Source organism: Mycobacterium sp. TH-M116 (assembly GCF_057473685.1).
In genome coordinates this window covers 22,034-33,955 of sequence record NZ_JBYCLC010000156.1, presented here as the reverse complement: position 1 = coordinate 33,955, position 11,922 = coordinate 22,034, and the positions used below count along the sequence as shown (strand labels likewise).

General features: G+C 68.8%; 11 protein-coding genes and 1 pseudogene. 7 read left to right on the top strand and 5 right to left on the bottom strand.

Annotated elements, in window-relative coordinates:
- Window positions 1-171: 171 nt before the first annotated feature.
- From sigE to tatB, 4 genes and pseudogenes are all read left to right on the top strand, one after another.
- Complete coding sequence (sigE, locus tag AC2VOK_RS07815; RefSeq protein WP_428899955.1) at window positions 172-933, top strand: RNA polymerase sigma factor SigE; 762 nt, start codon at window positions 172-174, stop codon at window positions 931-933.
- Between the two features lie 192 nt (window positions 934-1,125).
- A pseudogene (rseA, locus tag AC2VOK_RS07810) lies at window positions 1,126-1,514 on the top strand (anti-sigma E factor RseA).
- Window positions 1,515-1,624: 110 nt separating this feature from the next.
- Entirely contained in the window at window positions 1,625-3,193 is a 1,569-nt protein-coding gene (gene htrA, locus AC2VOK_RS07805; protein WP_428899954.1) for a serine protease HtrA, read from the top strand.
- Window positions 3,194-3,616, top strand: coding sequence for a Sec-independent protein translocase protein TatB (gene tatB, locus AC2VOK_RS07800; RefSeq protein WP_428899953.1), 423 nt, complete (start codon window positions 3,194-3,196; stop codon window positions 3,614-3,616).
- A 53-nt stretch (window positions 3,617-3,669) separates the two neighbouring features.
- Here tatB and AC2VOK_RS07795 read toward each other — a convergent pair whose 3' ends face one another.
- The 5 genes from AC2VOK_RS07795 to AC2VOK_RS07775 all read right to left on the bottom strand — a co-directional run bounded on the left by AC2VOK_RS07795 (window position 3,670) and on the right by AC2VOK_RS07775 (window position 8,854).
- Window positions 3,670-4,815, bottom strand: a complete 1,146-nt coding sequence (locus AC2VOK_RS07795; protein ID WP_428899952.1) for an Mrp/NBP35 family ATP-binding protein — start codon at window positions 4,813-4,815, stop codon at window positions 3,670-3,672.
- A gap of 39 nt (window positions 4,816-4,854) precedes the next feature.
- A complete protein-coding gene (locus AC2VOK_RS07790) occupies window positions 4,855-6,108 on the bottom strand; it encodes a lytic transglycosylase domain-containing protein (protein ID WP_428899951.1) in 1,254 nt (417 codons plus the stop codon).
- Window positions 6,109-6,220: 112 nt separating this feature from the next.
- Window positions 6,221-6,763, bottom strand: a complete 543-nt coding sequence (locus tag AC2VOK_RS07785; protein ID WP_428899950.1) for a DUF1003 domain-containing protein — start codon at window positions 6,761-6,763, stop codon at window positions 6,221-6,223.
- Window positions 6,760-8,064 carry a magnesium transporter MgtE N-terminal domain-containing protein gene (locus tag AC2VOK_RS07780; protein WP_428899949.1) on the bottom strand — a complete coding sequence of 435 codons (1,305 nt, stop codon included), beginning with the start codon at window positions 8,062-8,064 and terminating at the stop codon, window positions 6,760-6,762. The genes AC2VOK_RS07785 and AC2VOK_RS07780 overlap by 4 nt, the downstream gene beginning before the upstream one ends.
- A 55-nt stretch (window positions 8,065-8,119) precedes the next feature.
- A complete protein-coding gene (locus AC2VOK_RS07775) occupies window positions 8,120-8,854 on the bottom strand; it encodes a DUF4190 domain-containing protein (protein ID WP_428899948.1) in 735 nt (244 codons plus the stop codon).
- A gap of 200 nt (window positions 8,855-9,054) precedes the next feature.
- On the opposite strand from AC2VOK_RS07775, the gene AC2VOK_RS07770 reads away from it, so the two are divergent.
- Genes AC2VOK_RS07770 through AC2VOK_RS07760 form a run of 3 tightly spaced genes read left to right on the top strand, consistent with a single transcriptional unit; the run spans window position 9,055 to window position 11,920 of the window.
- A complete protein-coding gene (locus AC2VOK_RS07770) occupies window positions 9,055-9,582 on the top strand; it encodes a YflT domain-containing protein (RefSeq protein WP_428899947.1) in 528 nt (175 codons plus the stop codon).
- A 38-nt stretch (window positions 9,583-9,620) separates the two neighbouring features.
- Window positions 9,621-11,042, top strand: a complete 1,422-nt coding sequence (locus AC2VOK_RS07765; protein ID WP_428899972.1) for an extracellular solute-binding protein — start codon at window positions 9,621-9,623, stop codon at window positions 11,040-11,042.
- Entirely contained in the window at window positions 11,039-11,920 is an 882-nt protein-coding gene (locus tag AC2VOK_RS07760) for a carbohydrate ABC transporter permease (protein WP_428899946.1), read from the top strand. The genes AC2VOK_RS07765 and AC2VOK_RS07760 overlap by 4 nt, the downstream gene beginning before the upstream one ends.
- The last annotated feature ends 2 nt before the right edge of the window (window positions 11,921-11,922 follow it).

Here is an 11,922-nt window from a genome sequence, read left to right as displayed (position 1 = left end):
TCGCTCAGGCGCGCCTGACCCGACCCCTGCGACACGCCCAGCGGAACGGGCGGGTTTGAGGTCGTCTCGCCGCGTATATCACCTGCACAACGCAGGTAACGATAACGTTTCTCAGCGTCAACTCAGATTACTCACATATCGCACACACCCCGGTGCGCGACCGTAAGCTCTATGGAACGCGGAGGGCGATGGACCGGGAATAGGGATCGGCAGCTTCGTGTTGCCGCCAGTGACGAAATGCCGATCATCGGCAGACCGAGTTGGGAGGATTCGATCATCACCACGCTCTTGAGCCCGGCCAGTATGTCCCACGCCCAGGAGTTTCCCGACGACAAATGGGTGGAGACCTGCGACGAACCGCAGGGCACCGCGGTGTTCGACGCGACCGGCGACAAGTCGACGATGCCCTCGTGGGACGAACTGGTCCGTCAGCACGCCGACCGGGTGTACCGGTTGGCCTACCGGCTGTCCGGAAATCAGCAGGATGCCGAGGACCTGACCCAGGAAACGTTCATCCGGGTATTCCGGTCGGTGCAGAACTACCAGCCCGGGACATTCGAAGGCTGGCTGCACCGCATCACCACGAACTTGTTCCTCGACATGGTGCGGCGCCGCGCCCGCATCCGGATGGAGGCATTGCCCGACGACTATGACCGGGTGCCCGCCGACGATCCCAACCCCGAGCAGATCTACCACGATGCCCGGCTCGGCCCCGACCTGCAGGCCGCTCTGGATTCGTTGCCGCCGGAGTTCCGTGCCGCGGTGGTGCTGTGTGACATCGAAGGTCTGTCCTACGAGGAAATCGGCGCGACGCTGGCCGTCAAGCTGGGCACCGTGCGCAGCCGCATCCACCGCGGACGTCAGGCCTTGCGCGACTACCTGGCCGCCCACAACGACCATGGCAGCCCCGCCGACGCCACCAGGTCGGCGTAGGTCGACAGGTCGCCCGCGGCAACCGATTCCGGGTTGGAACGCCCGCTCGAACGCGGCCCGACGATGACCTCGCCCCGAAAAACCAGCAGTATTGCGGGGCGGGGACGGGCTCGAGTACACGACGTCGCGCTACATTCGAGATGGTTGAGATCCGTTGAGATCTGAAGTGCGGGGCGACGAAGGGAACTGGCGATGGCCGACCGGGGACATGTGTTCCGCCGCGCGTTCTCCTGGCTGCCCTCCCAGTTCGCCTCCCAGAGCGAGCGCCGGTCGGTGCGCCCCGCCAATTCGGCTCCACCGAGCACCTGTCCGCCGAGGCGATCGTGGCCTTCGTCGACGGTGAGCTGCGGATGAACGCGCACTTGCGCGCCGCGCACCACCTGTCCCTGTGTCCGCAGTGCGCGTCGGAAGTCGACGGCCAGAGCCGGGCGCGTGCCGCGCTGCGCGAGTCGCACCCGATCCGGATCCCCGCCACGTTGCTGGGCTTGCTGTCCGACATCCCGCGCTGTTCTCCCGACGACGCGTCGCCATCGGAAGGTTTCGCCGACGGCGATGCGCGCGACCAGCGCAAGCGCCGGTAGGTTGCCCCACGAACCGGTGGCCCGCCGTGGGCGCGCACGCGGAACGACCGGCAGGCATGGATACTGGGTAGCGATACGGGCCATGCCGGTCCCCGTCATCGCCCCGCACAATGGGCTGTCTCACGTGCTCAGAAGAGGATCCAAAAGAGGATGATGTGACCTCCGAACAAGACAGCGGCGAACAAGACAGCGGCAAAAACAGTGCGCCGCGTTTGGCGCCGCGACCCATCTCACGGCCACCGGTCGATCCCGCAGCGCGGCAGGCGTTCGGTCGCCCCGCCGGACTGCGCGGGTCTTTTGTGGCAGAGCGCGTGCGACCGGCGAAGTACCGCGACCACGGTGAATTCAGGTCCGAGGACCAACAGGCTGATCCGGTGCTGCAGGAGGCGTTCGGCCGGCCGGTCGGAGTTCCCGACTCGCTGCAGCGCCACCCGATCGATGCCGGCGCGCTGGACGGCGAACGCAACGGCGCCGGGTCCGACGACGTCTACGACCCGTGGCGCGATCCCGGGTCTGGCGCCGCGCTCGGGACCCCGGCGGTAGCGCCGGCGGCGCCGCAGGCCGCTCCCGGGTACCGCGGCAAGCTCGGCGTGCGCGACGTCCTGTTCGGCGGCCGGGTGTCTTACCGTGCCCTGGCCGTCCTGGCGATGATCGCGCTGCTGATCGGTGTGATCGGCGGTGTGATCGGACGCAAGACAGCCGAGGTGGTCGAGGCGTTCACCACCTCGAGGGTGACACTGGCCACCGACAACAATCCGCAAGGTCCGGCCGGCCGGTTCGCCAAGGTTGCGGCGGCGACCGCCGATTCCGTGGTGACCATCGAATCAAAGAGCGACCAGGAGGGTCTGCAGGGCTCGGGCGTCGTGATCGACGGCCGCGGCTACATCCTGACCAACAACCACGTGATCTCCGAAGCCGCCAACAACCCCAGCCAGTTCAAGACCACCGTGGTGTTCAACGACGGCAAGGAAGTGCCCGCGAACCTCGTGGGGCGTGACCCCAAGACCGATCTGGCCGTGCTGAAGGTCGACAACGTCGACAACCTGACGGTGGCTCGCCTCGGCAACTCCGCCGAGGTGCGCGTCGGCGACGAGGTTCTCGCCGCCGGCGCCCCGCTGGGGCTGCGCAGCACTGTCACCCAAGGCATCGTCAGCGCGCTGCACCGACCCGTCCCGTTGTCGGGTGAGGGGTCGGACACCGACACCGTCATCGACGCCATCCAGACCGATGCCTCGATCAACCACGGCAACTCCGGTGGTCCGCTGATCAACATGGATTCCCAGGTGATCGGCATCAACACCGCCGGCAAGTCGTTGTCGGACAGCGCGAGCGGGCTGGGCTTCGCCATTCCGATCAACGAGGCCAGGCAAGTCGCCGAGACCCTGATCAAAGACGGAAAGATCGTTCACCCGACATTGGGCATCAGCACAAGGTCGGTGAGCAACGCGATAGCCTCCGGCGCCCAGGTCGCCAATGTGAAGGCGGGAAGCCCGGCGCAGAAGGCGGGGATCCTGGAAAACGACGTCATCGTCAAGGTCGGTAACCGCACCGTGGCCGACTCCGACGAGTTCGTCGTGGCCGTGCGGCAGCTGAAGATCGGCCAGGACGCCCCGGTAGAGGTCGTTCGCGACGGCCGTCATGTCACGCTGACGGTCAAGCCAGAACCCGATACCGGATAGATGTTCGCCAACGTCGGTTGGGGCGAGATGCTCGTCCTCGTGGTGGTCGGGCTGGTGATCCTCGGCCCGGAGCGGCTGCCGGGAGCCATCCGCTGGACTGCCACCACGCTGCGGCAGACGCGCGACTACCTCAGCGGTGTGACCAACCAGCTGCGCGAGGACATCGGGCCCGAGTTCGACGACCTGCGCGGTCCGATCAGCGAGCTGCACAAGCTGCGCGGCATGACGCCGCGCGCCGCGTTGACCAAGCACCTACTCGACGGCGACGACTCCTTCTTCACCGGCAATTTTGACGGGCCGGTCAGACCGGTCAACGGGACTGTCGCCACGTCTGCCGCCGCGTCTGCGCGACCGGTCGGGCCGACTTTCGCGGCCGAACAGCACGACCCCGGTCCCACTCCGTTCGACACCGACGCGACCTAGTTATTTCTCGTTTCTCGTCGCCCGAGCAGACACACAAGCGCCTAATTCGAGGGTCAGCGCCGGGTGGGGTCCAGACCCAGCGACACACCCGCCAGGCCGCGCCGCCGCGAGGACAGGACGTCCGCGACACGGCTCAGCTGCTCGCCCACCGGTGAGCCGGGTGCGCTCAGCACGATCGGGGTGCCTGCGTCACCGGCGGCCACCAGTGCGGGGTCCAGTGGGATCTTGCCCAGCAACGGCACGTCGGCGCCGACCGCGCGAGACAACCGCTCGGCGACCTGCTGGCCGCCCCCCTCGCCGAACACCTGCACGGTCGATCCGTCGGGCAGCATCAGCCCCGACATGTTCTCCACGACGCCGACGACGCGCTGGCGGGTCTGCAGGGCGATGCTGCCGGCCCGTTCGGCGACCTCGGCCGCCGCCAATTGCGGCGTGGTCACCACCAGGATCTCCGCGTTGGGGATCAGCTGCGCCACCGAGATGGCGATGTCTCCGGTCCCCGGCGGCAGGTCGAGCAGCAGCACGTCCAGGTCACCCCAGTACACGTCGGCCAGGAACTGCTGTAAGGCCCGGTGCAGCATCGGCCCGCGCCACACCACCGGAGTGTTGCCCTCGACGAACTGGGCGATCGAGATGACCTTCACGTCGTGCGCGATCGGCGGCAGGATCATCGACTCGACCTGGGTGGGTCGATCGGTGGTGCCCATCATCCGCGGGATGGAATGGCCGTGGATATCGGCGTCGAGCACGCCGACCGACAGCCCGCGGGCGGCCATCGCCGCGGCGAGGTTGACCGTCACGGTGGACTTTCCCACCCCGCCCTTGCCGGAGGCGACCGCGTAGACGCGGGTCAGCGAGTTCGGCTGGGCGAACGGGATGACAGGCTCGCGGGCGTCACCGCGCAAGTGCTTGCGCAGTTCGGTGCGCTGCTCGTCGCTCATGACGTCCAGGCTGACCCGCACCGCGCCGGTGCCGGGAACGTCGGACACCGCGCTGGTGACGCGCTCGGTGATTTCGCTCTTCTTCGGGCAGCCGGCGATGGTCAGGTAGACCCCGACGTGCACACCTCCGTCGGGCTCGATGTCGATGCTCTTGACCATCCCCAGCTCGGTGATGGGGCGCCGCAGTTCGGGGTCGATCACCTTGCCCAGCGCCGTGCGGATGGCTGCGGTCAGGTCGTCGGTGTTATGAGGTGACATCACCGCCGAGTGTAGGCGGCGGTTCCGGACGGCCGGGTGTCAGCCGCCCGGTGCGGGCGCCGGTGCCGGGTTGGGGGGCGGTGCCATCCACGGCGGCGGAGGCGGCGGGGCCATCATGGGTGGTGGGGCCGGTGCCAGGTTGGGTGGTGGCGGTGCCATCCACGGCGGCAGGGCCTGCGGCGGTGCCTGTTGACTGATACAGATCACCGTGCAGCCCGGCAGCCGGCTCTGCAGTGGCGACTGCGGCGCGGGCAGCCAGGGGAACATGGGCTGCAGGCCGCTGGCCTGCTGCCCGGTGAGGTCGATGAGTGGTGTGCGCGCCTGCGGGTCGTCGCTCCCCAGGCCGTTGATGTTCATCGGCAGGTTGGGTCCGAGCCCTTCCGGGTGCTCCAAGTGGGCATCGCCGAGCGGGGGCGGCGGCCCGGTCATCGGAGGCAGATCGACCGGTACCACTCCGGTCGCGTAGGCCGACGCCCAGCCCAGCACGTTCTGGGCGTAGGCCGACGAGTTGTTGTAGCGCAGGATGGAGGCCATCACCTGCGACGGGTCGCGCAGGTTGAGGCCCCCGCTGCACAGGTATCGTGCTGCGGCCAGCGTCGAGTCGAACAGGTTCTGCGGATCGGCCAAGCCGTCGCCGTCGCCGTCCGAGGCGTACCGGGCCCAGGTTCCGGGCAGAAACTGCATAGGGCCGATCGCGCGGGCGTACGTCACGCGGTTGCCGACATTGCTCTCGATGATGACCTCGTTGCCGGGCAGGGTGCCGTCCAGCGCGGGGCCGTAGATCGGCGTGACCGCGGTGCCGCGCGCATCGACGGCACCACCGCCGGCGTGCCCGGATTCTATGCGACCGATCCCGGCCAGCAGGTTCCAGCTGATGCCGCAATTCGGATCGGAGACGGCCATCTTCTGTTCGGCGTTGCGGTAAGCCGACAGCGCCGTCTTCGGGATGCCCAGCGCGCCCGGCGCGTTCACGATCGTGGGCGACGGTGGTACCGCCAGCGCGCCCTCGGCGATGTGCAACGCGGTCGGCTCACGCTCGGAGGCGACGACGGCCGGGCCGTGCTGTCCCGGAACGGCGGGCGAGACGGCGGCCATCGGTGTGATAGCTGTGCTCTTCGGCGGGGGCTGGCCCTGTCGAGGCGGAGCTTGGCCACCGACGGCACTCGCGAGGATCAGCGGAGCGATGACGGCGATACCGAATGCCGGCGTCCGTGTCAGCCGGTGCGGCCGCGGCCGGTCCGCAGCCGCGGACGGGCGTCGATTGCGGCGACTCCAGCGTCCCCCAATGCCCACTCGACCGTCCTCAGCAATGTGACGTGGCCGTAGCCAGTTCTTATTACCTTCGTGAACCAGATCACCATACATAACTCTTGTGACGCGAGTGGCGCAATGGTCAGTTCTGCTCTCACCCCGAATTCTTAGAGCTGTAGCCCTGACCGTCGCCGGCGCCGACCGCGTCGGCGCCCGTCGGTTCCGGCGCCAGTGCGTCGAGTTTCGCCCGCAGGTCATCCAGCTCGTCACGCAGGTATTCCCGGGTGACTACCTCGCCCACGGAGATGCGCAGCGCCGCCAGCTCACGGGCCAGAAACTCGGTGTCGGCCTTGGTCTGCGCGGCGCGGCGACGGTCCTCCTCGAGCGCGACCCGGTCCCGGTTCTCCTGCCGGTTCTGGGCCAGCAGGATCAGCGGCGCCGCGTAGGCGGCCTGCGTGGAGAACGCAAGGTTGAGCAGGATGAACGGGTAGGGATCCCAGCGCACCGTCGCTGCCAGTAGGTTCACCGCGATCCAGGCGATCACCGCGATCGTCTGCAGCAGCAGGTAGCGGCCCGTGCCGAAGAACCGTGCGATGGACTCGGTGAGCTGTCCGACGGCCTCGGGGTCCAGGTGCGGCGAGTACCGGCGGGAGGTGCGCGGGGTGTACAGCCCTCGCGGTGCCGGGAATTTGCTCACGCGGACCCTCCCAACCCCTCGAGCCGGGCCGCATCCAGTCGCTGCATGTCCACGCGCCAGTCGTGGGGGAGCAGGTGGTCGAGCAGGTCGTCCACGGTGACGGCTCCCAACAGGTGGTTCTGGTCGTCGACGACCGGCCCGCACACCAGGTTGTAGGCGGCCAGGTAGCGGGTCACCGCGACCAGCGGGGTTTCCGGTGCCAGCGTGAGCAGGTCATTGTCGACGATCCCGCCGACCAGCTCGGCCGGGGGTTCGCGCAGGAGCCGCTGCAGCGCCACACAGCCCAGGTAACGGCCGGTGGGGGTGGCCGTGGGTGGGCGGGCCACGAACACCATCGACGACAGCGCCGGGGTGAGGTCGGGGTCGCGAACCCGGGCCAGCGCCTCGGCGACCGAGGTGTGCGGGGCCAGCACCACCGGGCTCGACGTCATCAAGCCGCCCGCGGTGTCCGGCGAATGCGTCAGCAGCCGGCGCACCTGGCCGGACTCCCCGGGGTCCATGCGCGTCAACAACATCTCGGCGTCGGTAGGGCTGAGCACGCCGAGCAGATCGGCGGCGTCGTCGGGATCCATCTCCTCGAGCACGTCGGCCGAGCGGTCGGTGCCCAGGTGGGACAGCACCTCGGCCTGATCGGACTCCGGCAACTCCTGCAGGATGTCGGCGAGCCGCTCGTCGTCGAGCGCCCGCAGCACCTCGTAGCGCCGCTTGGGGGGCAGGCCGCGGATGGCGTCGGCCACGTCGACCGCCCTGCGCCCCTGGAACTGGTCGAGCAGTTGGGCCACCCCCTGCCCGGGCATCGCCAGCGCTGACGGGGTCAGGCCCTGCACGTATTGCCATTCCGCCACGTGCACCGGGCCGCGCCGCCCCAGTCGCCGCTGGCCGCGGACCGCGACCCTGTTCACGACCCAGTCCCGGGTTCGGGTCTGCTCGATTCCCAGGTCGGTGATCACGAGCTCGAGTCCTGCCAATTCGGGCAGGGCGGGGTCGTTGACCTTGACCGGGGTGTCGAGCACCTGGCCGATTGCCAGCGCCTCGCCGGGCCGCTTCTCGAAGTGGCGCAGGGACACGTTACCGGTGTTGAGCGTCACCACGCCGGGCTCGATCGCGGTGACCCGCAGTATCGGGATGAAGATGCTGCGGCGTGTCGCCAAATCGACGACCAACCCCAGGACCCGCGGTTGCTGTCGGACGATGCTGATGCTGACCACGACATCGCGGATGCGTCCGATGTTTTCGCCGAGTGGGCCCAGCACCAGCATGCGCGCCAGCCGCGCGATGTACACCCTGTTGACTGATGCCATAGTCGTAGAGCCTAGGCAGCCGACGACCGCGGGACAGAGTCAGTCTTCCCCGCGGCTAGCGTGAATGCACGGTGACGGCGGCGACGGCCAAACCGACCAGCAGGCCGCCGATGCCGATCACGATGCCGGCCACGGCCATGACTGAGCCGCCCTGGCGGGTCCGCTTGATCTGGCTCAGCGCGACCACCCCCAGCACGATGCCCGCGATCGAGCCGATGAAGCAGCAGAGCAGACCGGTGAGAGACAACAGCAGAGAAGCGATCGCGAGCCCGTTCGTTCCGGGCCCTGCGTCGCCGGACGGCCAGTAGCCGCCGTGGTGGTCCGGCAGCGGGGGATAGCCCGCCGGGTACGGGGCCGGCCCGTACCCGGGTGGTGGACCAAAGCCGGGTGGTGGACCAAAGTCGGGTGGTGGACCAAAGCCAGGTGGTGGACCAAAGCCAGGTGGTGGACCAAAGCCAGGTGGTGGACCAAAGCCGGGTGGTGGACCGTATCCAGGTGGTGGCGGTGCCGGCGGATACGGCGGGCCTGGTGGCTGCTGGTATGCGGGGATGGGCGCCGGCGGCGACATCGGGGGTGAGTAGGGCACCGCATTCCCGGGTGGGTAACCGGGTGGGTAACCGGGTGGGTAACCGGGTGGGTAACCGGCTGGATCTGCCGGTGGCGGACGGTCGGATCCCGGTGGCTCCCACGCGGCTTGCCGGGTCGGCTCCTCGAAGGCATGGCCGCCGGGCGGGCGCGAATCGGCCCGGTCGTTGGCGCCCTCGCCGAAGTCGCCGCCGGGAGCTGTCATCGGTTCAACCTAACCCATGCGAGGACGGCCACCGCGGCGCCGAATTCGCGGTACCGCGGCCGGGGGAACGGCGCCGCGCGCGGGGCCGGACCGGGTGCCTCCCGTATTCGCAGGTGGCCGGGGGTCGCGTCGATAGGGTGGGAGAGCCGAAGATGGGATGCGAAGGTGAGCGAGGCCGAGGCGGAGGAAAATGAGCACCCATGACTAGTCCATTCCAGCGCGGACAAGTTCCCGGCGACAGGCCGACCGGCGCTCCGGCCGGCCGGCGTGGCGCGCCCGGTTTGCCGACCCCGCCGAAGGGCTGGCCGGTCGGCTCCTATCCCACCTACGCCGAGGCGCAGCGCGCTGTCGACTACCTCTCCGAACAGGACTTCCCCGTCCAGCAGATGACCATCGTCGGCGTGGACCTCATGCAGGTCGAGCGCGTCACCGGACGCCTGACCTGGCCCAAAGTGCTCGGCGGCGGCGTGCTGAGCGGGGCTTGGCTGGGGTTGTTCATCGGGCTGGTGCTGGGCTTTTTCAGCCCCAATCCGTGGGCGGCCCTGATCACCGGGCTGGTCGCGGGCGTTTTCTTCGGGCTGATCACCTCCGCGGTCCCGTATGCGATGGCCCGTGGGACGCGCGATTTCAGCTCCACGATGCAACTGGTGGCCGGCCGCTACGACGTGCTCTGCGACCCGCAGAACGCGGAGAAGGCGCGGGACTTGTTGGCGCGCCTGGCGATCTGAGACGGAACCGGGGAACGCGCGAGGGGCCGATGATGACGATGCGCCGCCGGCCGCACGGTCGCGGGCGCTGTCTGGGTGCGATCGTGCTGGCGGCCGCCCTGGCGACGGCTGCGGGTGCCGTGCCTGCCTGTGGTTCCGGTGCCCACGGGCTGGTGATCAGCTTGTACACACCCGCCGGCGACGGGGCGACGTTCACCGCGGTCGCCCACGAGTGCACCCGACGAGCCGGCGGCAGATTCGTCATCCAGCAGATCAGTCTGCCCAGGGCCCCCGGTGAGCAGCGCCTGCAACTGGCCCGGCGGCTGACCGGGCACGACCGCTCCCTGGATCTGATGGCGCTGGACGTGGTGTGGACGGCGGAGTTCGCCGAGGCGGGCTGGGCGCTGCCGCTGTCCGACGACCCGGCCGGGCTGGCGGAATCCGACGCCACCGCCGACACCCTGCCAGGACCGCTTGCGACGGCGCGCTGGAAGGGCAGGCTGTACGCCGCGCCGGTCACCACCAACACCGAGTTGCTCTGGTACCGAGCAGATTTGGTGAAGCAACCGCCGCACGACTGGAACGGCATGGTCGCCGAGGCTACGGCGTTGGGAGCCGCGGGACGGCCCAGCTGGATCGCTGTGCAGGCCAACGAAAACGAGGGTCTGGTGGTGTGGTTCAACACGCTTCTGGTCAGCGGGGGCGGTCAGGTGCTCTCCGAGGACGGCCGCCACGTCACCCTCACCGACACACCCGCGCACCGGGCCGCCACCGTCAACGCGCTGCGCATCCTCAGGTCGGTGGCCACCGCCCCGGGTGCCGACCCGTCCATCACCCGCACCGACGAGGGCACCGCCCGGCTGGCGTTCGAGCAGGGCAGGGCTGCGCTGGAGCTCAACTGGCCCTACGTACTGGCGTCCCTGCTGGAGAACGCGGTCAAGGGCGGAGTCAGCTTCCTGCCGCTCAACGAGGACCCGGCACTGGCCGGCAGCATCAACCGGTTCGGGGCCTTCGTCCCCGACGACGAGCAATTCCGCATCGCCTACGACGCGAGCACGAAGGTCTTCGGATTCGCGCCTTACCCCGGTGTGGCGCCCGGCCGGCCGGCCAGGGTGACGATCGGTGGGGCCAACCTGGCGGTAGCCGGCACCACACGTCACCGCGCCGAGGCTTTCGAGGCCATGCGCTGCCTGCGCAGCATCCAGAGCCAGAAATACATCTCGATCGAAGGCGGGCTGCCCCCGGTACGCACTTCGCTGTACTCCGACCCGCAATTCCAGGCCAAGTACCCGATGTACGCCGTCATCCGTCAGCAGATCACCCATGCCGCGGTGCGGCCGGCGACGCCGGACTACCAGGCGGTCGCCATCCGGCTCGCGTCGACGCTGAGCCCGATCACCGGCATCGAGCCGCAGCGCACGGCCGACGAGCTCACCAGGCAGGTGCGAAAGGCCATCAACGGGGAGGGTCTGCTGCCATGACGCGCCGCGAAGCCTCAGAGCAGCGCCTGGCCTTCCTCCTGGTGGCGCCGGCGGCGCTGCTGATGCTGGTGGTGACGGCCTATCCGATCTGCTATGCCCTATGGCTGAGCCTGCAGCGCAACAGCCTGGCCGCCCCCGAGGACACCGCGTTCGTCGGCCTGGGCAACTACGAGACCATCCTGACCGACCGCTACTGGTGGACCGCGTCGGCGGTGACGCTCGCGATCACGGTGGTTTCGGTGTCGTTCGAGTTCGTGCTGGGCCTGGCGCTGGCGTTGGCGATGCACCGCACCCTCGTCGGCAGGGGCCTGGTGCGTACCGCGGTGCTCATCCCTTATGGGATCGTCACGGTGGTCGCCTCCTACAGCTGGTACTACGCCTGGACGCCGGGTACCGGCTATCTGGCTGCTCTGCTGCCGCACGACTGGGCTCCGCTGACCGAGCAGATCCCGTCGCTGGGCATCATCGTCCTCGCCGAGGTGTGGAAGACCACGCCGTTCATGTCGCTGCTGCTGCTGGCCGGGTTGGCGCTGGTGCCCCAGGATCTGCTGAAGGCCGCGCAGGTTGACGGGGCCGGCGCCTGGCGGCGGCTGACGCGCGTCATCCTGCCGATCATCAAACCCGCGATCGTGGTGGCCCTGCTGTTCCGCACGCTGGACGCTTTTCGCATTTTCGACAACGTCTACGTGTTGACCGACGGCGCCAACAACACCGGTTCGGTGTCGATCCTGGGCTACGACAACCTGTTCAAGGGCTTCAATGTGGGACTCGGTTCGGCGATCAGCGTGCTGATCTTCTGCTGCGCGGGCGTCATCGCGCTGATCTTCATCAAGGTGTTCGGTGCGGCGGCCCCGGGTGGTGGCCCCGATGACCGATAGAC

Excerpts from the sequence above, each read along its gene's own strand:
- sigE (WP_428899955.1), top strand. The coding sequence starts at position 172 with ATGGAACGCGGAGGGCGATGGACCGGGAATAGGGATCGGCAGCTTCGT.
- htrA (WP_428899954.1), top strand. The coding sequence starts at position 1,625 with ATGGGCTGTCTCACGTGCTCAGAAGAGGATCCAAAAGAGGATGATGTG.
- tatB (WP_428899953.1), top strand. The coding sequence starts at position 3,194 with ATGTTCGCCAACGTCGGTTGGGGCGAGATGCTCGTCCTCGTGGTGGTC.
- AC2VOK_RS07795 (WP_428899952.1), bottom strand. The coding sequence starts at position 4,815 with ATGTCACCTCATAACACCGACGACCTGACCGCAGCCATCCGCACGGCG.
- AC2VOK_RS07780 (WP_428899949.1), bottom strand. The coding sequence starts at position 8,064 with ATGGCATCAGTCAACAGGGTGTACATCGCGCGGCTGGCGCGCATGCTG.
- AC2VOK_RS07775 (WP_428899948.1), bottom strand. The coding sequence starts at position 8,854 with ATGACAGCTCCCGGCGGCGACTTCGGCGAGGGCGCCAACGACCGGGCC.
- AC2VOK_RS07770 (WP_428899947.1), top strand. The coding sequence starts at position 9,055 with ATGACTAGTCCATTCCAGCGCGGACAAGTTCCCGGCGACAGGCCGACC.
- AC2VOK_RS07765 (WP_428899972.1), top strand. The coding sequence starts at position 9,621 with ATGCGCCGCCGGCCGCACGGTCGCGGGCGCTGTCTGGGTGCGATCGTG.
- AC2VOK_RS07760 (WP_428899946.1), top strand. The coding sequence starts at position 11,039 with ATGACGCGCCGCGAAGCCTCAGAGCAGCGCCTGGCCTTCCTCCTGGTG.